This is a genomic window from Brevundimonas sp., from assembly GCF_035561115.1.
Classification (GTDB): domain Bacteria; phylum Pseudomonadota; class Alphaproteobacteria; order Caulobacterales; family Caulobacteraceae; genus Brevundimonas.
In genome coordinates this window covers 30,535-53,875 of sequence record NZ_DATMYH010000020.1, presented here as the reverse complement: position 1 = coordinate 53,875, position 23,341 = coordinate 30,535, and the positions used below count along the sequence as shown (strand labels likewise).

General features: G+C 67.2%; 29 protein-coding genes and 1 tRNA gene. 27 read left to right on the top strand and 3 right to left on the bottom strand.

Going from position 1 to position 23,341, the window contains the following annotated elements:
- The 3 genes from VN378_RS02620 to VN378_RS02610 form a co-directional block, all read right to left on the bottom strand.
- Positions 1 to 852 (bottom strand): M56 family metallopeptidase (locus tag VN378_RS02620; protein ID WP_325740713.1); only part of this gene is annotated, 852 nt, incomplete at its 3' end.
- The gene (locus VN378_RS02615) at positions 849 to 1,223 is read right to left on the bottom strand and encodes a BlaI/MecI/CopY family transcriptional regulator (RefSeq protein ID WP_325740711.1); all 375 of its coding nucleotides are present in this window, start codon (positions 1,221 to 1,223) and stop codon (positions 849 to 851) included. The genes VN378_RS02615 and VN378_RS02620, both read right to left, overlap by 4 nt.
- Positions 1,224 to 1,373: 150 nt before the next feature.
- Positions 1,374 to 1,450, bottom strand: a tRNA-Asp gene (locus tag VN378_RS02610).
- A 265-nt stretch (positions 1,451 to 1,715) separates the two neighbouring features.
- On the opposite strand from VN378_RS02610, the gene VN378_RS02605 reads away from it, so the two are divergent.
- The 27 genes from VN378_RS02605 to frr all read left to right on the top strand — a co-directional run bounded on the left by VN378_RS02605 (position 1,716) and on the right by frr (position 23,315).
- Entirely contained in the window at positions 1,716 to 2,093 is a 378-nt protein-coding gene (locus VN378_RS02605) for an NADH-quinone oxidoreductase subunit A (protein WP_325740709.1), read from the top strand.
- On the top strand, positions 2,063 to 2,740 hold the full coding sequence (locus VN378_RS02600) for a NuoB/complex I 20 kDa subunit family protein (protein WP_370461032.1): 678 nt from the start codon (positions 2,063 to 2,065) through the stop codon (positions 2,738 to 2,740). Before VN378_RS02605 ends, VN378_RS02600 begins: the two co-directional genes overlap by 31 nt.
- A gap of 23 nt (positions 2,741 to 2,763) precedes the next feature.
- The gene (locus tag VN378_RS02595) at positions 2,764 to 3,378 is read left to right on the top strand and encodes an NADH-quinone oxidoreductase subunit C (RefSeq protein ID WP_414642205.1); all 615 of its coding nucleotides are present in this window, start codon (positions 2,764 to 2,766) and stop codon (positions 3,376 to 3,378) included.
- Positions 3,378 to 4,637: an NADH-quinone oxidoreductase subunit D gene (locus tag VN378_RS02590; RefSeq protein ID WP_325740705.1), complete on the top strand. Its 1,260-nt coding sequence runs from the start codon at positions 3,378 to 3,380 to the stop codon at positions 4,635 to 4,637. The genes VN378_RS02595 and VN378_RS02590 overlap by 1 nt, the downstream gene beginning before the upstream one ends.
- Before the next feature lie 8 nt (positions 4,638 to 4,645).
- Positions 4,646 to 4,972 carry a hypothetical protein gene (locus tag VN378_RS02585; protein WP_325740703.1) on the top strand — a complete coding sequence of 109 codons (327 nt, stop codon included), beginning with the start codon at positions 4,646 to 4,648 and terminating at the stop codon, positions 4,970 to 4,972.
- Positions 4,969 to 5,370, top strand: coding sequence for a hypothetical protein (locus VN378_RS02580; RefSeq protein ID WP_325740701.1), 402 nt, complete (start codon positions 4,969 to 4,971; stop codon positions 5,368 to 5,370). Before VN378_RS02585 ends, VN378_RS02580 begins: the two co-directional genes overlap by 4 nt.
- Positions 5,367 to 5,555, top strand: coding sequence for a hypothetical protein (locus VN378_RS02575; RefSeq protein ID WP_325740699.1), 189 nt, complete (start codon positions 5,367 to 5,369; stop codon positions 5,553 to 5,555). The genes VN378_RS02580 and VN378_RS02575 overlap by 4 nt, the downstream gene beginning before the upstream one ends.
- Positions 5,555 to 6,217 carry an NADH-quinone oxidoreductase subunit NuoE gene (gene nuoE / locus VN378_RS02570; RefSeq protein WP_325740697.1) on the top strand — a complete coding sequence of 221 codons (663 nt, stop codon included), beginning with the start codon at positions 5,555 to 5,557 and terminating at the stop codon, positions 6,215 to 6,217. The genes VN378_RS02575 and nuoE overlap by 1 nt, the downstream gene beginning before the upstream one ends.
- Entirely contained in the window at positions 6,214 to 6,390 is a 177-nt protein-coding gene (locus VN378_RS02565) for a hypothetical protein (RefSeq protein ID WP_325740695.1), read from the top strand. The genes nuoE and VN378_RS02565 overlap by 4 nt, the downstream gene beginning before the upstream one ends.
- Entirely contained in the window at positions 6,390 to 6,656 is a 267-nt protein-coding gene (locus VN378_RS02560; protein WP_325740693.1) for a hypothetical protein, read from the top strand. The genes VN378_RS02565 and VN378_RS02560 overlap by 1 nt, the downstream gene beginning before the upstream one ends.
- On the top strand, positions 6,656 to 6,886 hold the full coding sequence (locus VN378_RS02555) for a hypothetical protein (protein ID WP_325740692.1): 231 nt from the start codon (positions 6,656 to 6,658) through the stop codon (positions 6,884 to 6,886). The genes VN378_RS02560 and VN378_RS02555 overlap by 1 nt, the downstream gene beginning before the upstream one ends.
- Positions 6,887 to 6,888: 2 nt before the next feature.
- On the top strand, positions 6,889 to 8,202 hold the full coding sequence (gene nuoF / locus VN378_RS02550) for an NADH-quinone oxidoreductase subunit NuoF (RefSeq protein WP_325740690.1): 1,314 nt from the start codon (positions 6,889 to 6,891) through the stop codon (positions 8,200 to 8,202).
- 131 nt (positions 8,203 to 8,333) lie between these two features.
- Entirely contained in the window at positions 8,334 to 8,831 is a 498-nt protein-coding gene (locus VN378_RS02545; RefSeq protein ID WP_325740688.1) for a hypothetical protein, read from the top strand.
- Complete coding sequence (gene nuoG, locus VN378_RS02540) at positions 8,831 to 10,876, top strand: NADH-quinone oxidoreductase subunit NuoG (RefSeq protein WP_325740686.1); 2,046 nt, start codon at positions 8,831 to 8,833, stop codon at positions 10,874 to 10,876. Before VN378_RS02545 ends, nuoG begins: the two co-directional genes overlap by 1 nt.
- A gap of 6 nt (positions 10,877 to 10,882) precedes the next feature.
- Positions 10,883 to 11,947: an NADH-quinone oxidoreductase subunit NuoH gene (gene nuoH, locus VN378_RS02535; RefSeq protein ID WP_325740684.1), complete on the top strand. Its 1,065-nt coding sequence runs from the start codon at positions 10,883 to 10,885 to the stop codon at positions 11,945 to 11,947.
- Entirely contained in the window at positions 11,944 to 12,162 is a 219-nt protein-coding gene (locus tag VN378_RS02530; protein WP_325740682.1) for a hypothetical protein, read from the top strand. The genes nuoH and VN378_RS02530 overlap by 4 nt, the downstream gene beginning before the upstream one ends.
- Entirely contained in the window at positions 12,162 to 12,653 is a 492-nt protein-coding gene (gene nuoI, locus VN378_RS02525; RefSeq protein ID WP_055829299.1) for an NADH-quinone oxidoreductase subunit NuoI, read from the top strand. Before VN378_RS02530 ends, nuoI begins: the two co-directional genes overlap by 1 nt.
- A 73-nt stretch (positions 12,654 to 12,726) precedes the next feature.
- Positions 12,727 to 13,353, top strand: a complete 627-nt coding sequence (locus VN378_RS02520) for an NADH-quinone oxidoreductase subunit J (RefSeq protein WP_325740678.1) — start codon at positions 12,727 to 12,729, stop codon at positions 13,351 to 13,353.
- Entirely contained in the window at positions 13,353 to 13,661 is a 309-nt protein-coding gene (gene nuoK, locus VN378_RS02515; RefSeq protein WP_325740676.1) for an NADH-quinone oxidoreductase subunit NuoK, read from the top strand. The genes VN378_RS02520 and nuoK overlap by 1 nt, the downstream gene beginning before the upstream one ends.
- A 2-nt stretch (positions 13,662 to 13,663) precedes the next feature.
- Positions 13,664 to 15,757, top strand: coding sequence for an NADH-quinone oxidoreductase subunit L (nuoL, locus tag VN378_RS02510; protein ID WP_325740674.1), 2,094 nt, complete (start codon positions 13,664 to 13,666; stop codon positions 15,755 to 15,757).
- Between the two features lie 11 nt (positions 15,758 to 15,768).
- A complete protein-coding gene (locus VN378_RS02505; protein WP_325740715.1) occupies positions 15,769 to 17,247 on the top strand; it encodes an NADH-quinone oxidoreductase subunit M in 1,479 nt (492 codons plus the stop codon).
- 7 nt (positions 17,248 to 17,254) lie between these two features.
- Positions 17,255 to 18,700, top strand: coding sequence for an NADH-quinone oxidoreductase subunit NuoN (gene nuoN, locus VN378_RS02500; protein WP_325740672.1), 1,446 nt, complete (start codon positions 17,255 to 17,257; stop codon positions 18,698 to 18,700).
- 6 nt (positions 18,701 to 18,706) lie between these two features.
- Positions 18,707 to 19,456, top strand: coding sequence for a biotin--[acetyl-CoA-carboxylase] ligase (locus tag VN378_RS02495; RefSeq protein WP_325740670.1), 750 nt, complete (start codon positions 18,707 to 18,709; stop codon positions 19,454 to 19,456).
- The gene (locus tag VN378_RS02490) at positions 19,456 to 20,235 is read left to right on the top strand and encodes a type III pantothenate kinase (protein ID WP_325740668.1); all 780 of its coding nucleotides are present in this window, start codon (positions 19,456 to 19,458) and stop codon (positions 20,233 to 20,235) included. The genes VN378_RS02495 and VN378_RS02490 overlap by 1 nt, the downstream gene beginning before the upstream one ends.
- Complete coding sequence (locus VN378_RS02485) at positions 20,232 to 21,905, top strand: ribonuclease J (protein ID WP_325740666.1); 1,674 nt, start codon at positions 20,232 to 20,234, stop codon at positions 21,903 to 21,905. Before VN378_RS02490 ends, VN378_RS02485 begins: the two co-directional genes overlap by 4 nt.
- Before the next feature lie 76 nt (positions 21,906 to 21,981).
- Positions 21,982 to 22,722, top strand: a complete 741-nt coding sequence (pyrH, locus tag VN378_RS02480; RefSeq protein WP_325740664.1) for a UMP kinase — start codon at positions 21,982 to 21,984, stop codon at positions 22,720 to 22,722.
- Between the two features lie 35 nt (positions 22,723 to 22,757).
- Entirely contained in the window at positions 22,758 to 23,315 is a 558-nt protein-coding gene (frr, locus tag VN378_RS02475; protein ID WP_055829332.1) for a ribosome recycling factor, read from the top strand.
- Positions 23,316 to 23,341: the final 26 nt, after the last annotated feature.

Below are 23,341 nucleotides of genomic sequence, written 5' to 3'. Positions count from 1 at the left end.
GGCGGGACGGCGCGGGGTCATGACCTTGGTGATCCTTTTCGCGAGGGAACGGGCCGGTCCGGTCATGCCGGTGGCGGCTGTGGGGGTGAAGTCGGCGGCCATGCCCAGCAGGGTGCGGGCGTAGGCCTCGGGTTCGACATGGCGCAGGGCGTCGGCGTCGGCGGCCTCCTCGGAGAGGCGTGCGAGTTCGCCCTGCAGCAGCCAGACCAGCGGGTTGAACCAGAACAGGGCCGTGGCGACCCGCGACAGGGCGAGGAACAGCCAGTCGCGGCGGCGGATGTGGGCCAGTTCGTGGGCCAGTACGGCCTCGGCGTCGCGCGGCTGCTGCAACTGGGCGGCGCCGATCAGGACCACGCCGGGCGGAACGCCCCAGCTCAGTGGCGACGGGATGCGGTCGGTCGCCAGCAGGCGGGGCGGAGACCGGCCGGCCATCCGGAGCAGCGGGGCGGTCCAGGCGGGCTCGGACACGGGCCGGGCGTCGCGGGTCCAGCGGGACAGGGTCAGGACCCCGAGGGCGAAGCGCCCGAGGATGACGGCGGAGCCGAGGCTCCAGACGAGGCCGAGCCAGGTCGGAAGGCCCGGGCCCGCCGGGGCGGCCGCGGCGGCCTGTGCGTTTCCGGCCAGGGCCGGAACCGCCGGGACAGGGAGTTCCGGAGACGGGGCGGCCAGCCAGATGGTCAGGTCAGGACCGGCGAGGGCGACGAGGGGCAGGGCCAGCAGGGCCGCCAGCGCCGCGCGGAGCAGGGTCACGCGTTCGGCCGGCGCCCGTCCCGTCAGCAGCCGGACGGCCGACAGCGCCAGCCCGGCCACGAGGCTGGACTTTATCAGCAGCGACAGGAGGACGGCGATCACGATCCCCGCTCCCGGGCGTTCTCGATGGCGCGCTCAAGGGCCGCCAGTTCGTCGGGCTTCAGCTTCTTCGTCAGGCCCAGCAAGGCTGTGGCGGCGCTGGCGGCGGAGCCGGCGAAGAAGGTGTCGACCAGACGGTTCAGGGCGCCGGTCGCGACCGTCCCGGGGTGGGGCACGGGCGCATAGACATAGGTCGTCCCTTCCGCATGGTGGCTGACGAGGCCCTTGGCTTCCAGCCGGGTCAGGAGAGTCCGCACGGCAGAATCGCTGGGCGAGCCGGCCATGGCCTGCCGCACCGCCGCGGCCGTGCCCCGTTTCAGCCGGCACAGGATCTCGAACACCTCGCGTTCGCGCCGGGGAAGGGTTTCGATCATGCCGCCAGACTCTCCGCTACATTTGTAGTGTTACGTTTGTAGCGGAAAAAGGCAAGACTGCGGCGCGGAGATGAAACCGCGGTAAGGATCGCTGCTGCGGGAGCTTTTCGGGGGGCGGGGGATCCGCGCCACCTCTCCGGTCAGGAGAAGTGGCGCGAGTGACGGGACTCGAACCCGCGACCTCCGGCGTGACAGGCCGGCACTCTAACCAACTGAGCTACACCCGCGTATCCCGGCCGCGGCGCTGAGGTGCGTCGCGGCGAGGGGCGTCGTTTAGGCGGGGGCGGCTCGCACTGTCAAGCGACGATAGGAGCCTTCGGGACAGTTTTTCCTCCGTTCCGGCGCGGTTCGGGCCGCCGCCGGGAGCGCCCCGAAATCTGCGAACCGTTCGCAAGAAAAACCTTTCGTCACATGGGTTTGAACGGGCGCGGTTCCGGGGCTAGAAAGCGCCGAATCCGCCCCTCCCTTCAAAGGCGGACGAGGTCCCCCCGGATGAATGCATTCCTGCTCCAATATCTGCCGATCGTGATCTTTCTAGGGATCGCGGCGGTGCTCGGCGTCGGCTTCATGCTGGCGGCCTGGGTGCTGGCCCCGAAGAACCCGGACTCGGAGAAGCTGTCGGCCTATGAGTGCGGCTTCAACGCCTTCGACGACGCGCGCATGAAGTTCGACGTCCGCTTCTATCTGGTGTCGATCCTCTTCATCATCTTCGATCTGGAAGTGGCCTTCCTGTTCCCCTGGGCGGTGTCGATGTTCGACCTGTCGCAGGCGGGCATGGTGTTCGCCTTCTGGTCGATGATGGTCTTCCTCGGCGTTCTGACCGTCGGCTTTATCTACGAATGGAAGAAGGGCGCGCTCGAATGGGAGTGACGACCACGAACACCGTCCCGCTGATCGGGGTCGGCAACCAGGGCAGTTCGCCCGTGGCGCCGGGGGCGTCCTCGCGTCTGGCCGGGCCGATGAGCACGACCATGTTCAACACCGGCGCGCGGTCGTCGGTCGAGGGCTATGATCCGGCCATCCACGACAAATTCTTCGAGGCCGTGAACGCCGAACTGGGCGAGCGCGGCTTCATCACCACCTCGCTGGACGACGTCATCAACTGGGCCCGGACCGGCTCGCTGATGTGGATGACCTTCGGCCTGGCGTGCTGCGCCGTGGAGATGATGCAGGCGTCGATGCCGCGCTTCGACATGGAGCGGTTCGGCATGGCCCCGCGCGCCAGCCCGCGCCAGTCGGACCTGATGATCGTCGCCGGCACCCTGACCAACAAGATGGCTCCGGCCCTGCGCAAGGTCTACGACCAGATGCCGGACCCGCGTTACGTCCTGTCCATGGGCAGCTGCGCCAACGGCGGCGGGTATTATCACTATAGTTACAGCGTCGTACGGGGTTGCGACCGGGTCGTTCCGGTGGATGTCTATGTGCCCGGGTGTCCGCCGACGGCGGAGGCGCTGCTGTACGGGCTGCTGCAGCTGCAGAAGAAGATCCGGCGGACGGGGACGATCGACCGATGAACGCGCTCGCCCGTATTCAGCAGATCGAGACCGCCCTGACGCCGCTGGGCGCCGAGATGGTCGGGGAACTGGGCGTCGAGGCGCAGATCGCGTTCGGCGAACTGACCCTGATCGCCACGCGCCAGAACATCCTGCAGGTGCTGACGGCGCTGAAGGAGCGGTTCGGCTTCCAGCAACTGCTGGACCTGTGCGGGGTGGACTTCCCGGATCGCAGGGAGCGGTTCGAGGTGGTCTATCACCTGTTGTCGATGACGCGGAACGCACGTGTGCGGGTCAAGCTGACGACCGACGAGGTCCAGCCGGTCCCGAGCGCCGTGGGCGTCTTCCCCTGCGCCGACTGGTTCGAGCGCGAGGCGTTCGACATGTACGGCATCCTGTTCGAGGGCCATCCGGACCTGCGCCGGCTGCTGACCGACTACGGCTTCCAGGGGCATCCGCTGCGCAAGGACTTCCCCATGACCGGCTATGTCGAGGTCCGCTACGACGAGGAGCAGAAGCGGGTGGTCTATGAGCCCGTCAAACTGACCCAGGAGTTCCGCAATTTCGACTTCCTGTCCCCGTGGGAAGGCGCGGAATATGCGACGACCGTCCTGCCGGGCGACGAAAAGGCCCAGGGCCTCGCGGGGAGCAAGGCCTGATGGCTGACGGACACAACACGCCCCTGCCGATCGGCGCGACGGACGTCTTCGACGACGGCCTGACCGACCACGCCCGGGCGCTGGACGACCGCAAATTCACGATCAACTTCGGCCCGCAACACCCTGCCGCACATGGTGTTTTGCGTCTGGTGCTGGAGCTGGACGGCGAGTTGGTGACGCGCGTCGACCCGCACATCGGCCTGCTGCACCGCGGCACCGAAAAGTTGATGGAGGCGCGGACCTATCTGCAGAACGTGCCGTATCTGGACCGGCTCGACTATGTCGCGCCGATGAACCAGGAGCACGCCTTCTGCCTGGCCATCGAGAAGCTGCTGGGCGTCGACATCCCGTACCGGGCGCAGCTGATCCGGGTGCTGTATTCCGAGATCGGCCGCATCCTCTCGCACCTGCTGAACGTGACGACCCAGGCCATGGACGTGGGGGCGTTGACGCCGCCGCTGTGGGGCTTCGAGGAACGCGAGAAGCTGATGGTGTTCTACGAGCGCGCCTCGGGCGCCCGTCTGCACGCCAACTATTTCCGCCCTGGCGGCGTGCATCAGGACCTGCCGAACGACCTGATCGACGACATCGGCCGCTGGTGCCGCGAGTTCCCGGCGGCGCTGAAGGACATCGAGTCCCTGGTCACCGAGAACCGCATCTTCAAGCAGCGCAACGTCGACATCGGTGTGGTGTCGAAGCAGCAGGCGCTGGACTGGGGCTTCACCGGGGTGATGCTGCGCGGCTCGGACATTCCGTGGGACCTGCGCAAGTCGCAGCCGTACGAGTGCTACGCCGATCTCGAGTTCGACATCGCCGTGGGCAAGAACGGCGACTGCTGGGACCGCTACCTGTGCCGCATCGAGGAGATGAAGCAGTCGGTGCACATCATGGAGCAGTGCATCCATAAACTGCGCAACTGTCCCGGCGAGCCGGTGATGACCGAGGACAACAAGGTCGTCCCGCCCAAGCGCGGCGAGATGAAGCGCTCGATGGAAGCGCTGATCCACCACTTCAAACTCTATACCGAAGGCTTCCGCACGCCCGAGGGCGAGGTCTACGCCTCGGTCGAGGCCCCCAAGGGCGAGTTCGGCATCTATCTGGTCAGCGACGGCACCAACAAGCCGTACCGGGTCAAGATCTCGGCCCCGGGCTTCCGCTCGCTGCAGGCCATGGACTGGATGAACCGCGGTCACATGCTGGCTGACGTTTCGGCCATCCTCGGCTCGCTGGACATCGTGTTCGGGGAAGTGGACCGGTGAGCGGGACCTTGCTGACCATCCTGACCACCATCTGCGTGACGGCCGGCGGGCTCCTGCTGCTGACGCTGGTGGTTACGGGTTTCGCGACGGACAAGGTGCAACGGCATCCCGGCGGTCGCGCCGGCATGGCGAGGGACAATCTGCTCATGCTGGCTCCGGGGGGCGCGCTTCTCGCCATGCTCGCCATCGGCCAGTTGACGACCGTGGACGATGGCCCGGCGTGGTTATGGGCCTGGGTCGGCCTCGTTGTTGGCGTTCTGTCCTGGTCAGCCCTGCCATTCAGCCGTCGCGCCCGCGCGCGACTGAGCGCGGCGCACAGGTACCCCCCGCAATGAGCGCCTTCGCCGTCGATCCGGTGTTCACCACCACGCAGGCGATCTGGTTCGCCGCGCTGCTGACGTTCGCCGTCGCGGTGCAGGCGGCCTTTTCGCCGAAGCGGCGCGCGATCATGGGCGGGGTGAAGTTCGCCCTTGCCAGCGCGGTCGTGGCGGCGCCGGGTCTGGCGGGGATTACGCTTGTGCGCGGGGCGTACCGGCTGGGCTATATGGAAGAGGGCCGGGGGTTCTGGGAAGCCAATCTGCGTTCGGTGGTGTGGATGAGCGGGGCGATCTTCGCCGGCCAGATGGCGGTGCGGTTCCTGCCGCCGATGGCGTGGCTGTCGCGCGACCTGCGCGACGCCGGCCGCGCCGTATGGAGCGAGCGTCTGGGCCGCTGGATGGGGACCGCGCGATGAGCGACAAGCCCCTGAGCGATGCGGTCCGGCAGGGCTGGGAAGTGGTCGGCTTCACCGTGACCGACAGCGGCGGGGACGCGTGGAAGCACATCTTCCTGCTGCGCCGCCAAGGCCAGCACAAGGTGCTGACCGTGCGGAAGAAAATGATGGGCGAAGGCGTCGTCGCCTCTGAAATGGAAGTCTGATGAGCGTTCGTCGTCTCGCCAAGGAACAGCCCGCCTCGTTCGCCTTCTCCAGGGCGACCAAGGCCAAGGCCGACTGGTGGATCGCCAAATATCCCGAGAACCGCCGTCAGTCGGCGGTGATCCCGATCCTGTGGCTGGTCCAGAAGCAGGAGGGATGGTGCCCCGAGCCGGCGCTGCGCGCGATCGGCGAGCTGCTGGGTATGCCCTACATCCGGGTGCTGGAGGTCGCGACCTTCTACACCATGTTCATGCTGGAGCCGGTCGGCACGGCGGCCCTGATCCAGGTCTGCGGCACGACGCCCTGCGCCCTGCGCGGCGCCGGCGAGCTGATGGAGGTCTGCAAGAAGAAGATCGGGCCCAAGGACACGCTGAGCGCCGACGGCCGCTTCACCTGGCAGGAAGTCGAATGCCTGGGCGCCTGCGCCAATGCGCCGATGGCCCAGATCAACGACTACTATTTCGAGGATCTGACTGCCGAAACCATGGGCCAGATCATCGACGACTTCGCCGCCGGCAAGAAGCCGAAGCCGGGGTCGCGCGTGGGCCGCACCAGTTCGGAGCCGGAAGGCGGGGCCCTGACCCTGACCGATCCGAAACTGTACGACGGCTCAGCCGCCAAACCGATCAGGAAGCTGCCCAACAGCGATCCGGTGTCCGCATGACGGAGCGCAGGATCATCAGCGCCCGAACGGGCGGCGCCCTTTTTGCGGCCGCGGGTTTGCTGTGGTTCGCCGCCGCATGGCTGGGAGACGAGGTCGCCTTCTACGGCGTGGGAGTCATGTTCGTGTTGCTGGGCCTGGCGACGTTTGCCCGGTCGCGAAAGGGGGGCGGGTGATGTCAAAGCCTGATCTTTCCGACGAGGCGAAGATCGCCGAATACCGCGCCGAGCTGCGCGCGGTCGGCCGCAACCAGCGGCTGGCCGGGTTCGCCCTTGTCATTCTCGGCGCCGTCGCGGTCTGGGGCGCGGGCTATGCGGGCGCGGCCGGACCGATGGTGCAATGGGTCGGCTATGGCGCCCTGGCCTTCGGCTGGGCGCTGATGCTCGGCGCCATCTTCATGCGCACCCGCTATCACCGCCAGCGCATGCGGGAGGAGGGGTGATGTCCGACGCGCCCACGCCCGCCACCTGGCGGATCATCATGTACGCCGGGCTGGGGGACATCGTCGTCGGCGTCGGCATGGCCGTCGCGGGCTTGATGGGCTTCCTCGGCGAGGACGGCCAGATTTTCGCGATCGTCGGCGGCGCCGTGGCCCTGTGCGGCGCGGGCATCGTCATCTGGGCGCGTAGCAAGTTGAGCCAGGACTCCGGTCCCGGCGGGAGACAGGACTGACCATGGTCGGAATCCTCGAAGACAAGGATCGCATCTTCACCAACCTGTACGGGCTCCAGGACTGGGGTCTGGAGGGGGCGAAGCAGCGGGGCGCGTGGAACGCGACGAAGGACATGCTCGACCTCGGTCGGGACTGGATCATCACCAACGTCAAGAACTCGGGCCTGCGCGGACGCGGCGGCGCCGGCTTCTCGACGGGCCTGAAGTGGTCCTTCATGCCGAAAGAGGTGAAGGACCGGCCGCACTATCTGGTCGTCAACGCCGACGAATCCGAACCCGGGACCTGCAAGGACCGGGAGATCATGCGCCACGATCCGCAGCTGCTGATCGAGGGTTGTCTGATCGCCAGCTTCGCCATGCAGGCGCACGCCTGCTACATCTATCTGCGCGGCGAATATGTGCTGGAACGCGAGCGCATGGAGGCGGCGGTCAAGCAGGCCTATGAGGCGAAGCTGATCGGCAAGAACAACGTCCATGGCTGGGATTTCGACGTCTACATCCACCACGGCGCCGGCGCCTATATCTGCGGCGAGGAGACGGCCCTGCTGGAGTCGCTGGAGGGCAAGAAGGGCCAGCCGCGGCTGAAGCCGCCGTTCCCGGCCGGCGCGGGCCTGTACGGCTGCCCGACCACGGTGAACAACGTCGAGTCGATCGCGGTGGTGGGCACCATCCTGCGCCGCGGGGCCGAGTGGTTCGCGGGCTTCGGCCGGCCGAACAACACGGGCACCAAGATCATGTCGATCAGCGGCCATGTGAACCGGCCGTGCAATGTCGAGGAGGCGATGTCGATCCCGCTGCGCCAGCTGCTGGAAGACCATTGCGGCGGCGTGCGCGGCGGCTGGGACAATCTGAAGGCCATCATCCCCGGCGGGTCGTCGGTGCCGCTGATCACGCGCGAGATGAGCGAAACCGCGCTGATGGATTTCGACAGCCTGCGCGAGATGCGGTCGGGCCTCGGCACGGCGGCGGTGATCGTCATGGACCAGTCGACCGATCTGGTCCGCGCCATCGCCCGCATCAGCTATTTCTACAAGCATGAGAGCTGCGGCCAGTGCACGCCGTGCCGCGAGGGCACGGGCTGGATGTGGCGCGTGCTGGAGCGGATGGCCGTCGGCGAGGCCGACCCGTCCGAGATCGACATGCTGCTGGAGGTCTCGACCCAGATCGAGGGCCACACCATCTGCGCCCTCGGCGACGCGGCGGCCTGGCCGGTGCAGGGGCTGATTCGGCATTTCCGTCACGAGATCGAGGAGCGCATCGCCTCCTACCGCAGCCGCCGCGCGAACTTCGCCGGCCACGCGATCGCGGCGGAGTAGGGATGAAGTCGGTCCGCACCCTGTCCGTCACCCTCGGGCTTGACCCGAGGGTCAGAGGCGCCGCCGCTCCGTCGAGCAAGGCGATCCGCGGATGTGCGTCTGAACGTCCGATCCTCGGGTCAAGCCCGAGGATGACGGCGGTGGGGGTGATGGCGGCGGCGGCGCTTGCGCTGGCGGCTTGCGGCCCGGCCGCCGAAAAGGTCGCGCCGACGCCGGCGGAAAAGGTCTCGGCCGTGAACCCGGCTTCCGACGCCGAGGCCAGCGTGCCGGTGGTGCTGACCGCCGCCGATCTGCGCCGGGTGTGCAAGGCCGGTCTGGCCGCGATCCACGGACAGGACCTGTCGGCTATCGAGATCGACGGGCTGGAGGGCCAGGTGGTCAACGCCTCGTGGCGCGCCCCGGTCGACGGGGGACGCCGCCGGGCGCAATGCCGGGTCGACGGGGATATCGTCACCTGGAAGCCGGTCGGCGCCGCCAATCCCGAACAGGCCCGCTGGATGAACCAGTCCGGCGATCCGGTTGCCCGCTTCGTCCTTGACGGCGACGCCATCACCATCAACACGACGCTCCCGGATGGGAGCACTGCGACGGAAACCTATTCCGTGGCTGCTGAGCAAGAGGCCCGCTGATGCCCGTCGCCAAGGTCAACGGCGTAGAAACCGAGTTCGAGCCCGGCATGACCGTGCTGCAGGTCGCCGAGCGCGCCGGGCACGAGATTCCGCGTTTCTGCTATCATGAGCGGCTGTCGATCGCCGGCAACTGCCGCATGTGCCTGGTCGAGGTGAAGCCCGGACCGCCGAAGCCGCAGGCGTCGTGCGCCCTGCCGGCCGCCGAGGGCCAGGAGATCTTCACCGACACGCCAATGGTGAAGAAGGCGCGCGAAGGGGTGATGGAGTTCCTGCTCATCAACCACCCGCTGGACTGCCCGATCTGCGACCAGGGCGGCGAATGCGACCTGCAGGATCAGGCCATGGGCTATGGCCGCGACGGCTCGCGCTATGCAGAGAACAAGCGCGCGGTCGAAGAAAAGAACATGGGCCCGACCGTGAAGACGTTCATGACGCGGTGCATCCAGTGCACGCGTTGCGTCCGCTTCATCACCGAGGTGGCCGGCGTGCCGGACATCGGCATGATCTCGCGCGGCGAGGACGCCGAGATCACCACCTATCTCGAGAAGAACATCGACAGCGAGCTGTCGGGCAACGTCAACGACCTGTGCCCCGTCGGCGCCCTGACCCACCGGCCGTGGCAGTACCACTACCGCCCGTGGGAGCTGAAGAAGACCGAGACCATCGACGTCATGGACGCCCTGGGCTCGAACATCCGCGCCGACGCCAAGGGCGCCGAGGTGATGCGCATCCTGCCGCGCGTCAACGAGGGCATCAACGAGGAGTGGCTGTCGGACGTCAGCCGCTACGCCGTTGACGGCCTGCAGGCGCGCAGGCTCGACCAGCCCTGGGTGCGCGAGAACGGCCGGCTGCGGCCCGCGACCTGGGACGAGGCCCTGGACGCCGTGGCCGGCCGGCTGAAGGCGGCCGCGGCCGACCGGATCGGGGTGGTCGCCGGCGACCTGCAGGACGCGGAATCGATGAAGGCGGCGCTGGACCTGTTCCGCGCCCTGGGATCGGCCAACACCGACTGCCGTCAGGACGGCTCGGCCCTGGGCTATGGCCCGCGCGAGAGCTGGCTGTTCAACTCGGGTCTGGCCGGGGTCGAGAAGGCCGACGCCGTGCTGATCGTCGGCTCCAACCCGCGCACCGAGGCGCCGCTGCTGAACGCCCGGCTGCGCAAGGCGTGGCTGGCGGGGACCAGCGAGATCGGCCTGATCGGCGAACAGGCCGATTTGACGTATGAATACAGCTACCTCGGCGCGGGTTCGAAGACGCTGGTCAAGCTGCCCAAGGCGGCGATGGATGCGCTGACCCGGGCGGAACGGCCGGCGATCATCGTCGGCGGCGGGGCGCTGTCGGGCGCCGGCGGACCAGCCGTGCTGAACGCGATCGGCGCCCTGGCGAAGAAGGTCGGCGCGGTCGTGGACGGCTGGAACGGTTTCAATGTGCTGCACACGGCCGCCTCGCGCGTCGCCGGTCTGGACATGGGTTTCGTGCCGGCCAACGGCGGCAAGACGGCCTGCGAGATGCTGAAGCCGGGGGCGCTGGACGTGCTGTTCCTGCTGGGCGCCGACGAGGTCGATCCGACGGCGTCGGACGCCTTCCGGGTCTATCTGGGCAGCCACGGCGACCGCGGCGCGCACGGCGCCGACGTGATCCTGCCGGGCGCGGCCTATACCGAGAAGTCGGGCCTGTACGTCAACACCGAGGGCCGGGTGCAGATGGCCGAACGCGTCGTCTTCCCCAAGGGTCAGGCGAAGGAAGACTGGGCCATCCTGCGGGCGCTGTCGGCGCGCGTCGGCCAGACCCTGCCGTACGACACGCTGGACGCCCTGCGCGCGAAGCTGATGGCGGACTATCCGACCTTCGGCCGCATCGACTGGCTGCCGACGCCGGCGGCGTTCGACGCCGGTTCGCTGGGCAAGAAGGGCGACCTGGGCGACGTCGCCTTCACCTCGGCGGTGCGCGACCCCTATCTGAACAACCCGATCACGCGCGCCAGCGCGACCATGACCGAGCTGTCCGCCCTGCGGATCGCCCCGGTCGCCATGGCGGCGGAGTAAGGACCGATGGATTTCTGGACCACCCCGCTCGGCTGGACCCTCGCCACTGTCGGCGGCATCCTGCTCGTCACCGTCGGCATCCTGATCTCGCTGGCCTTCCTGCTGCTGGCCGACCGCAAGATCTGGGCCGGCGTGCAGATGCGCAAAGGGCCCAACGTCGTCGGGCCGTTCGGCCTGCTGCAGTCGTTCGCCGACTTCTTCAAATTCGTGCTCAAGGAAATCATCGTGCCGGCCGGCGCCGACAAGGTGGTGTTCCTGATGGCGCCGTTGCTGACCTTCGTCCTGGCCTTCATCGCCTGGGCGGCCATTCCGTTCGCGCCGGGCTGGGTGATCTCGGACCTGAACGTCGGCATCCTCTACATCTTCGCGATCAGCTCGTTGGGCGTGTACGGCATCATCATGGGCGGCTGGGCTTCGAACTCGAAGTATCCGTTCCTGGGGTCGCTGCGGTCCGCGGCGCAGATGGTGTCCTATGAGGTCTCCATCGGCCTGGTGATCATCAACGTCATCCTGCTGGCGGGTTCGATGAACCTGACCTCGATCGTGACCCAGCAGCAGGGCATGTTCTGGAACTGGTTCGCCTTCGGCGGCGGGGCGGACACCTGGCCGACCATCGTGGTGATGATCCCGATGGCGGTGATCTTCTTCGTCTCCGCGCTCGCCGAAACGAACCGCCCGCCGTTCGACCTGCCCGAGGCCGAGTCGGAACTGGTCGCCGGCTATCAGGTCGAATATTCCTCGACGCCGTACCTGCTGTTCATGATCGGCGAATACGCCAACATCGTCTTCATGTGCGCCATGATCAGCCTGCTGTTCTTCGGCGGCTGGAACCCGGGCGTGCCGCAGGACTGGCTGGACGCCCTGCCGGGCTGGCTGGAGCAGGCGATCTACCTGGTCACCTTCCTGGCCAAGATCGTCGTCGCCTTCTTCTTCATCGCCCTGGTGAAGGCCTTCGTGCCCCGCTACCGCTATGACCAGCTGATGCGTCTGGGCTGGAAGATCTTCCTGCCGACTTCGCTGGTCTGCGTCGTCGTCGTCGCCGCCTGGCGCGTGTTCGCGGTGGGCGCATGACCCGGATCCTCACCCTCGTGCTGCTGGCCTCCATGGCCGGCGGCTGCACCATCCCGACCTATGAAGCCGACCCCGTGTCGGTCTATCAGTGGGAACGCCGGCAGGAGGGCATCCAGCGCCAGCATGCCGAGCGCGAACGCCTGTGCCGCATCACAAAGGAAGACGATCCGCGCAAGGAAGAGCTTTGCCGCGGCGTCTCCGGAGCCAGCCAGTAATGTTGAACCGTCTCGTCCAGGCCGCGAAGGGCGCACTGCTGATCGACGCCATCGGCGCGATCGGCCTGTCGTTCAAATACATGGCCCGCCCCAAGGCCACGGTGAACTATCCGTTCGAGCGCAATCCGCAGTCGCCGCGCTTCCGCGGCGAGCACGCCCTGCGCCGCTATGCGAACGGCGAGGAACGCTGCATCGCCTGCAAGCTGTGCGAGGCCATCTGCCCCGCCCAGGCCATCACCATCGAGTCCGAGCCGCGCGCCGACGGCAGCCGCCGCACGACCCGCTACGACATCGACATGGTCAAATGCATCTACTGCGGCCTGTGCCAGGAGGCCTGCCCGGTCGACGCCATCGTGGAAGGTCCGAACTCGGAGTTCACGACCGAGACCCGCGAGGAACTGCTCTATGACAAGGACCGGCTGCTGGCCAACGGCGACCGCTGGGAACGGCTGATCGCAAAGAATCTGGAACTCGACGCGCCTTACCGGTAAGGCGCAGACGCTCACCGGGCCGTGATTCCGACAGGGATCGCCGCCCACAGTCCGAAAGGGGCGAAGGCCTCCGATGTTGCAAGGCATTGCCTTCTATCTGCTGGCCGCGGTGGCCGTGCTGGGCGGCCTGATGGTCGTGACGGCGAAGAACCCCGTGCACAGCGTGCTGTGGCTGATCCTCGCCTTCTTCTCGTCGGCCGGGCTGTTCGTCCTGCTGGGCGCGGAGTTCCTGGCCATGCTGCTGGTCGTCGTCTACGTCGGCGCCGTGGCGGTGCTGTTCCTGTTCGTCGTCATGATGCTGGACGTCGACTTCGTGAAGCTGCGCGAGGGCTATGCCCGCTATCTGCCGCTGGCGATGATCGTGGCGGGCATATTGCTGGCCGAGATGATCATCATATCGCTGGCCGTGGTCAGCGGCGGCGCGGCGGCCGATGCCGTCGGACCGGTCGCGGCGACGGCCGAGGCCTCCAATGTCGAGGCTATCGGGCGCGTTCTGTACACGGACTATGTCTACATCTTCCAGGCGGCGGGGATCGTGCTGCTGATCGCCATGATCGGGGCCATCGTCCTGACCCTGCGGCACAAGCCCAACATCAAGCGCCAGGACGTCGCCCGCCAGGTCGGCCGCGACGCGAAGACGGCGATGGAAGTGAAGTCGGTCGCGACCGGCGCCGGCGTCACCCCCGAGGATCTGGTCTGATGGTCGTCACCCTGCAGCACTATCTGGCGGTCGCCGCCATCCTGTTCACCATCGGCGTGTTCGGCATCTTCGTGAACCGCAAGAACGTCATCATCATCCTGATGTCGATCGAGCTGATCCTGCTGGCCGTGAACATCAATTTCGTCGCCTTCTCGGCCTACCTCAACGACGTGCAGGGGCAGATCATGGCCATGTTCGTCCTGACCGTGGCCGCGGCCGAGGCCGCCGTGGGCCTGGCCATTCTGGTGACCTTCTTCCGCAACCGCGGCGACATCGCGGTTGATGATGCGTCCGTGATGAAGGGCTGATCGTGAATCTCGAGACCCTCGTCACCCTCGGCGTCTTCGCCCCGCTGCTCGGCGCGGCCATCGTCGGCCTGTCGGGCCGCCGGCTCGGCGACCTGATTTCCAAGTCGATCACCACGGGCCTGCTGTTCTTCTCGTGCGCCGTGGCCTGGATCGTGTTCAGCCAGTGGATCTGGGGCGGGCTGCAGGCCTTCACGGTCGAGCTGTTCCCCTTCATCAACGTGGGCGATTTCCAGTCGGTCTGGTCGATCCGCGTCGACGCCCTGTCGGCGACCATGCTGGTGGTGGTGACGACGGTGTCTTCGCTCGTGCACCTGTATTCCTGGGGCTATATGGCCCAGGACCCCGACAAGCCGCGGTTCTTCGCCTACCTCTCGCTGTTCACCTTCGCCATGCTGGCGCTGGTCACCGCCGCCGACTTCATGCAGCTGTTCTTCGGCTGGGAAGGGGTGGGGCTGGCGTCCTATCTGCTGATCGGCTTCTGGTACAAGAAGCCCACCGCCAGCGCCGCCGCCATCAAGGCCTTCGTGGTCAACCGCGTCGGCGACTTCGGCTTCGCCCTGGGCATCTTCACCGTCTTCTGGATGTTCGGCACGATCCAGTTCGCCGAGCTGTTCCCGATGATCGCGTCGAAGGCGGGGACGGGCTGGGAATTCCTGGGCCACACCTGGTCGGCGCTCGATCTGGCGGCCTTCCTGCTGTTCGTCGGCGCCATGGGCAAGTCGGCCCAGTTCTTCCTGCACACCTGGCTTCCGGACGCCATGGAGGGCCCGACGCCGGTGTCGGCCCTGATCCACGCGGCGACCATGGTCACGGCCGGCGTCTACATGGTCTGCCTGCTGAGCCCGATCTTCGAATACGCCCCGGTCGCCTCGGCCATCGTCGCCCTGATCGGCGCGATCACGGCCCTGTTCGCGGCCACGGTCGGCCTGGCCCAGAACGACATCAAGCGGGTCATCGCCTATTCGACCTGTTCGCAGCTGGGCTACATGTTCTTCGCGGCGGGCGTCGGCGCCTATCAGGCCGCCATGTTCCACCTGTTCACCCACGCCTTCTTCAAGGCCCTGCTGTTCCTGGGCGCCGGCTCGGTGATTAATGGCATGCACCACGAGCAGGACATGCGGAAGATGGGCGGGCTGTGGCGCCTTCTGCCAGTGACCTATGCGGTGATGACCATCGGCACCATCGCCATCACCGGCCTGGGCATTCCCGGCGTCGGCGGGTTCGCGGGCTTCTATTCCAAGGACTCGATCATCGAGAGCGCCTTCGCCTCGTTCACCAACGGCCACAGCGCCATGGGCCTGTTCGCCTTCCTGGTCGGCATCACCGCCGCCGGTCTGACCGCCTACTATTCGTGGCGGCTGGTGTTCATGACCTTCCACAACAAGCCGGCCTGGAAGGACGCGCATCACGACGACGCGCATGACGACCACGCCTCGCACGCCCAGCTGGAAACCCATTCCGAGCCGATCGCGGACGATCACGCCGCTGACGGGCACGCGCACGATGACCATGGCCACCACGGTCCGCTGCAACCGCACGAAAGCCCGTGGGTGATGCTGGTTCCGCTACTGGTTCTGTCGGTCGGCGCGGTCGCCGCGGGTCTCGTTTTCGCGCCGTATTTCATCGGCGGCGGCGAGCACGCCTTCTGGCGCGGCGCCATCTTCACCGGCCCCGACAACCACGTCCTGCACGAGAGCCATTCGGTCCCGACCTGGGTGAAGTGGTCGCCGCTGATCCTGACGCTGATCGGCAGTTTCGCCGCCTTCTGGTTCTATGTCCTCAAGGAAGGCCTGGCGCGGCGCATGGCCGACCGGGGCGGGGTCGTCCACGGCTTCCTCTACAACAAATGGTATTTCGACGAGCTGTATGACGCCGTGTTCGTGAAGGGCGCCAAGGCGGTCGGCGACCTGTTCTGGAAGATCGGCGACGTGAAGATCATCGACGGGCTGGGCCCGAACGGCGCGGCCTGGGCGTCGCTGAAATCCGCGGCCCGGCTGGCGAAAATCCAGTCCGGCTATGTCTATCACTATGCGTTCGTGATGCTGCTCGGCGTGGCCGGTTTCCTCGCCTTCGCCATCTATGCGTGGGGAGCCTGATCTTGCCCCAGATCCCCTACATCCTCAGCGTCGTCACCTTCCTGCCGCTGGTCGGCGCGGGACTGATCCTGCTGGCGCGGCTGCTGAACAAGGCCTCGGCCGACGGGGCCGCGCGCTGGATCGCGCTGCTGACCACGGTCGTCGTTCTGGCGGTCTCGGCCGTGCTGGTCGCGAGCTTCGATCCGTTGACGGCGGCCTATCAATTCACCGAACGCTACCAGTGGTTCGCCGGGGCCCAGTATTTCATGGGCGTGGACGGGATCTCGATCCTGTTCGTCCTGCTGACGGCCTTCCTGATGCCGCTGTGCATCATCGCCAGCTGGAAGACGATCACCGACCGCGTGGTCGACTATATGATCGCCTTCCTGGTGCTGGAGACCCTGGTCATCGGAGTGTTCACCTCGCTGGACCTTTTCCTGTTCTACATCTTCTTCGAAGGCACCCTGGTGCCGATGTTCATCATCATCGGCGTGTGGGGCGGGGCGAACCGGATCTACGCGGCCTACAAATTCTTCCTCTACACCCTGCTGGGATCGGTCCTGATGCTGCTGGCCATGCTGTGGATGGCGCATGAGGCGGGCACCACCAGCATTCCGGCGCTCAAGGAGTACGCCTTCAGCCCGACGGTCCAGCCCCTGCTGTGGCTCGCCTTCTTCGCCAGCTTCGCGGTCAAGATGCCGATGTGGCCGGTTCACACCTGGCTTCCTGACGCCCACGTGCAGGCGCCAACGGCGGGCTCGGTCATCCTGGCCGGCATCCTGCTGAAGCTGGGCGGCTACGGCTTCATCCTGTTCAACCTGCCCATGTTCCCGGACGCGTCGAAGATGTTCGCCCCGCTGGTGTTCGTGCTGTCGGCCATCGCCATCGTCTACACCTCGCTGGTCGCCTTCCGGCAGACGGACATGAAGAAGCTGATCGCCTATTCGTCGGTGGCGCACATGGGCTTCGTGACCATGGGCATCTTCGCCGGCAACGCCCTGGGCGTTCAGGGGGCGGTGTTCCAGATGCTGAGCCACGGCCTGATTTCGGGCGCGCTCTTCCTCTGCGTCGGCGTGGTCTATGACCGGATGCACACCCGCGAGATCGCCCTGTACGGGGGCCTGACCGCGCGGATGCCGTGGTTCGCGGCCATCTTCCTGCTGTTCACCATGGCCAATGTCGGCCTGCCGGGCACCTCGGGCTTCATCGGCGAGATCCTGACCATGACGGGCGTCTATGGCGTCTCGACCTGGACGGCGCTGTTCGCGGCCTCGGGCGTGATCTTCTCGGCGGTCTACGCCCTGACGCTGTACCGCAACGTCATGTTCGGCGAGATCACCAATCCGGCGATGAAGGCCATCACCGACGTCGACAGGCGCGAACTGCTGATCTTCGCGCCGCTGATCATCGGCACCCTGTGGCTGGGCGTGCAGCCCGGCCTGGTGCTGGATTACACCGCCGCCTCGGTCGAGGCCCTGACTTCCGCCTATCAACTTGCGATCGGCGGGTGAGACCATGATGCCTGACCTCGATTTCGCCCTGCGCCTGTCCGCCCCCGAGAGCACGCTCGCCGTCGGCGGCCTGGTGCTGCTGATGCTCGGCGCCTTCATGGGCGAGAAGAGCGCCCGGCTGGTGTCGGTCCTGTCGGCGGCGCTTCTGGTCGCCGCGACCGCCGTTACCGTGACCGGCCCGCTGGGACAGGCGTTCAACGGCGCCTATGTCGCCGATCCTCTGGCCGTCTACGGCAAGGCCGTGATCTTCCTGTCCAGCGCCGTGGCCATCGTCCTGGGCGACGGCTGGATGCATCGGGCGAGGATCGCGCGGTTCGAATATCCGATCCTGATCGTGCTGGCCTCGGCCGGCATGGGGATGATGGCGTCGTCGGGCGATCTGATCTCGCTCTACATCGGCATCGAGCTGCATTCGCTGGCCCTGTATGTGCTGGCCGCCTTCCATCGCGACGACCTGAAGGCGTCCGAGGCGGGGCTGAAGTATTTCGTCCTGGGCGCCCTGTCGTCGGGCCTGCTGCTGTACGGCGCCAGCCTGATCTACGGCTTCGCCGGCTCGATGCGGTTCGACGAGATCGCCGCCTACGCCGCGGCCAACCCGTCGACGGGCCTGATCTTCGGCCTGGTGTTCCTGATCTGCGGTCTGGCCTTCAAGGTCTCCGCCGCGCCGTTCCACATGTGGACGCCCGACGTCTATGAGGGCGCGCCGACGCCGGTCGTGGCCCTGTTCGCCACGGCCCCCAAGGTCGCGGCCATGGTGCTGATCGCGCGCACCCTGGAAGGCGCCTTCGCCGGATCGCACGACCAGTGGGCCCAGGTCCTGATCCTGATCTCGCTGATCAGCTTCGCCGTCGGCGCGTTCGGCGGTCTGGCGCAGAAGGACATCCAGCGGCTGCTGGCCTATTCGTCGATCGCCAACATCGGCTACGCCCTGCTGGGCATCGCCGCCGGCACGACCATGGGCATCCAGGCGATGCTGCTGTTCATGACCCTGTATGTGATCGACCAGTTCGGCTTCTTCGCCATCCTGCTGTCGCTGTCGCGCGGCGGGCGGCCGATCCGGCGCATCGCTGATCTGGCGGGGCTGCGCAAGGACAAGCCTCTGACAGCCATTGCGCTGACGGTGCTGTCGCTGTCGGTGCTGGGGATGCCGCCGTTCTCGGGCTTCTGGGGCAAATTCTATGTCTTCGGCGCCGCCGCCGACGCCGGCTACTGGATGGTCGGCGCGGCCGGTCTGGTCGCCTCGGTCGTGGCCGGCTTCTACTATCTGCGGATCATCAAGCTGATGTGGTTCGACAAGGCGCCGGAAGACGCCCTGCCGACCGACGCCTCGCCGATCGAGGCGAAGACCATCGCCTGGGCCGCTGCGGCCTTCAGCTTCCCGCTGGTGATCGTCGGTCTGACGTGGATCGAGCCGCTGAGCCGCGCCGCCGCCGTCGGATTCGGAGCCGGATAGGGCGCGATGCCCGCCGCCCCGATCCTGCTGCTGGAAGACACCGATTCCACCAATGCGGACGCCCGCCGCCGCGCCGAGGCCGGCGAGACGGGGCCGCTGTGGATCGTCGCGCGTCGCCAGACGGCGGGGCGCGGACGGCGCGGGCGGGAATGGGCCAGCGAGGGCGGCAATCTGTTCGCCACCCTGTTGCAGCTGACGCGCAAGCCGCCGGCCGAGGCGGCGCAGGTGACCTTCGTCGCCGCCCTGGCCATCGCCGACCTGCTGGACGCCTGGGCGCCGCCGTCGCTGGTGACGATCAAATGGCCCAATGACGCGATGCTGGCGGGCGAAAAGGCGTCGGGCGTGCTGGTCGAGTCCGGGGCCCACGAGACGGGCGGCCTGTGGCTGGCGGTCGGGATCGGGGTCAATCTGGTCCATGCGCCGGAGGGCACCGAGCGACCGGCGACGGCGCTGGTCCATCATCTGCGCGGCGACGTGCTGGCGCCGCCGACGGTCGAGGTCGCGGCGGCGACGCTGGCCGAAGCCTTCGCGGCGTGGATGGACCGGTGGGAAACGCTGGGCTTCCAGCCGATCCTCGACGCCTGGCAGGCGCGGACGCCGGGGCTGGACGGACCCGCCGTGGCGCGGCTGGGACGCGAGACCGTCGAGGGCCGCGCCGAGGGCGTGGCGCCGGACGGGGCGCTGAAACTGAGACTGGCGGACGGGTCGCTGCGGCTGATCTCGGCCGGCGACGTCTTCTTCGGGGAGGCCGCGTAATGCTTCTGGCGATCGAGCAGGGCAACACCAACACGCTGTTCGCGGTCCACGACGGGACCGAATGGGTCGCCCAGTGGCGGACCGCGACCCACGCCAACCGCACGGCCGACGAATACGCCGTCTGGCTGTGCCAGTTGCTGGCCATGCGCGGACTGGCGATCGGCCAACTGGACGGCTGCATCATTTCCAGCGTTGTGCCGCAGTCGATCTTCAACCTGCGCAACCTCGCCCGCCGCTATCTGTCGGTCGAACCGCTGGTGGTCGGCGAGAACGTGGAACTGGGCATGACGGCCCGGATCACCAAGCCGAGCGAGGCGGGGGCCGACCGGCTGGTCAACGCCATCGGCGCGCACATGGTCTATCCCGGTGATCTGATCATCATCGACAGTGGCACGGCCACCACCTTCGACGTTGTGGCCGCCGACGGAGCCTTTGAGGGCGGGGTTATCGCGCCCGGCATCAACCTGTCGCTGCAGGCGTTGCACGAGGCCGCCGCAATGTTGCCCCGCATCGCCATCCAGAAGCCGGACAAGGTGATCGGCAAGGATACCGTCTCCAACATGCAATCGGGCGTCTTCTGGGGCTATGTCGCCCTGATCGAGGGCCTGGTCGCGCGTATCAAGGCGGAGTGGGGGAAACCCATGACCGTCATCGGAACCGGCGGCGTCGCCTCGCTGTTTGAAGGCGCAACAGATTCCATCGACCGGTTCGATCCGGACCTGACCATCCGCGGCCTGCTCGAAATCTGGCGGCGGAATACCCATCTCAAGGACGTATGAAAAAGCAAACCAACGACGAGTTCGTCTTCCTGCCGCTGGGCGGGTCGGGCGAAATCGGTATGAACCTGAATCTGTACGGCTACGGCCCCGAGGCGAACCGCGAGTGGATCGTGGTCGACGTGGGCGTGACCTTCGGCGACCTGTCGACGCCCGGCGTCGACGTGATCGTGCCCGATCCGTCCTTCCTGGAAGGCGAGACGATCCGCGGCATCGTCCTGACCCACGCTCATGAGGACCATATCGGCGCCCTGGGCTGGCTGTGGAGCCGGATGAAGGCGCCGCTGTACGCCACGCCGTTCACGGCCTTCCTGATCCGCGAGAAGCTGCGCGAGGCCGGCATTCTGGACCAGGTCAAGCTGATCGAGGTGCCGCTGGGCGGGACCATCAATCTGGGGCCGTTCGACGTCACCTTCGTCACCATGACCCATTCGATCGCCGAGCCGAACGGCCTGGCCATCAGGACGCCCCTGGGCACGGTGCTGCACACCGGCGACTGGAAGATCGACGACGATCCCATCATCGGGGGGGTCACCGACGCCGACGCCATCAGCCGCCTCGGCGACGAGGGCGTCCTGGCCATGGTGTGCGATTCGACCAATGTCTTCGTCGAGGGATCGGCGGGGTCTGAAGGCGGGGTGCGCGACGCCCTGTCCGAACTGATCGGCGGGCTGAAGGGCCGGATCGCGGTCGGCTGTTTCGCCTCCAACGTGGCGCGGATGGACAGCGTGATCCGGGCGGCGGAGAAGGCCGGGCGGCGCGTGTCGCTGGCGGGGCGATCGATGCATCGCATCACTTCGGCGGCCAAGTCGGTCGGCATGCTGAACGACGTCAAGCCGTTCCTGACCGACGAGGAGGCCCGCGTCTGGCCGGCCGACCAGATTCTGTATCTGTGCACCGGCAGTCAGGGCGAGGCGAGGGCGGCCCTGTCGCGCGTCGCGGAGGGGACCCATCCCTACATCAAGCTGAGCAAGGGCGATCACTGCATCTTCTCGTCGCGGGTCATCCCCGGCAACGAGCTGTCGATCGGCCGGCTGCAGGACAAGCTGACCGACCGCGGCGTTCGCCTCTACACCGAGAAGGACCATCCCGGCATCCACGTCTCGGGCCACCCGTGCCGCGAGGAGTTGCGCCAGATGTACCGCTGGGCGCGGCCGAAGATCGCCGTCCCGACCCACGGCATGCGCCGCCACCTGGCCGAACATGCCAACCTCGCGAAGGACATGGGCGTGCCGGAGACGGTCACCCCACGCAACGGCGACATGGTGCGACTGGCTCCCGGCCCCGCGGCCATAATCGACGAGGTCCCCAGCGGCCGGCTGTACGTCGACGGCGGGCGTCTGGTCACCGAACAGGGCGAGGCCCTGCACGAGCGCCGTCACGCCTCGACCAACGGCGTTCTGATCGTCAGCTTCGCCATGGACAGGCGCGGCAAGATCGTCAGCGACATCGACGTGCGGGCCATCGGCCTGCCCGGCGACGCGGAATCGCCGCTGGGCGACGCGCTGGATGATCTGGCCGAGCGCGCCGAACAGGCGGTGCTGAAGCTCAAGGGCGCGGCGCTGGAGGACGAGATGGTCATCGAACAGGCCGTCTCGCGGGCGCTGAAGAAGGCCAGCCAGCAGATCTGGGACCGGCGGCCGATCGTCGAGACCATCATCCTGCGGATGTAATCGCGGCAGTCAGGCCTTTGAACCGGCGGGTTCGCTTCCTATAAGGAGCCGAATCCGCCGCCCCCAGGACCGCCTCATGCCCGACGCCCCGCCCGAGTTTCTCTACAAGCGCGTCCTGCTGAAGGTTTCGGGCGAGGTGCTGATGGGCGACCAGGCCTATGGCATCGACCAGAAGACGGTGGCGACCGTGGCCCAGGCCGTCGCCAACGTCGCGCGCGAGGGCGTCGAGATCTGCCTGGTCATCGGCGGCGGCAACATCTTCCGGGGCCTGAGCAAGGCCGCGGGCGACATGGAACGCGCCACCGCCGACTATATGGGCATGCTGGCGACGGTCATGAACGCGCTCGCCATGCAGGCCGCGCTCGAGAAGATCGGCGTCCAGACGCGGGTGCAGAGCGCCCTGACCATGAACGCCGTGGCCGAGCCCTATGTGCGCCGCCGGGCCCTGCGCCATCTCGAAAAGGGCCGGGTGGTGATCTTCGCCGCCGGCGTCGGCGCGCCCTTCTTCACCACCGACTCGGGCGCCGCCCTGCGGGCCGCCGAGATGGGCTGCGACGCCCTGCTGAAGGGCACCAGCGTGGACGGCGTCTATACCGCCGATCCCAAGAAGGACCCGACCGCGACGCGGTACGACACCCTGACCTATCACGACGTGCTGGCGAAGGACCTCAAGGTCATGGACGCTTCGGCCATCGCCCTGATGCGTGACTCGGGCATTCCGATCGTGGTCTTCTCGATCCGGGAAGACAATTCGCTGCGTCGGACGTTGACGGGGGAGGGGACCTTTACGGTCATCTCATCCAAGAAGGCCGCCTGAGCCGCCAAAGCCAAGAAACCACGAGAGAAACGACCATGGCCAAGCCCGACCTGAAAACCTACCGCGAGCGTATGGACAAGTCCGTCGCCGCCTTGAAGGAAGAGTTCAACGGTCTGCGCACCGGCCGGGCCAACGTCGGCCTGCTGGATCCGGTGCAGGTGCAGGCCTACGGCTCGAACGCGCCGCTGAACTCGGTCGCCGCCATCAGCGTGCCCGAGCCGCGCATGATCTCGGTCAACGTCTGGGACAAGTCGATGGTCGGGCCGGTCGAGAAGGCCATCCGCGCCGCCGGCCTGGGCCTGAACCCGATCGTGGACGGCCAGACCCTGCGCATTCCGGTGCCGCCGCTGACCGAAGAACGCCGCAAGGACCTGGCCAAGCTGGCGGGCAAATACACCGAGCAGCAGAAGATCGCCGTCCGCAACGTGCGCCGCGACGCCAACGAGGACCTGAAGAAGGCCGAGAAGGCCGGCGAGATCAGCCAGGACGAACAGAAGAAGATGGAGACCGAGGTCCAGAAGGACACGGACGCGGCCATCAAACGCATCGACGAGGCCTTGAGGGCCAAGGAAGTTGAGATCATGCAGGTTTGACGGCGCGAATTGCCGTAGGATAAGCG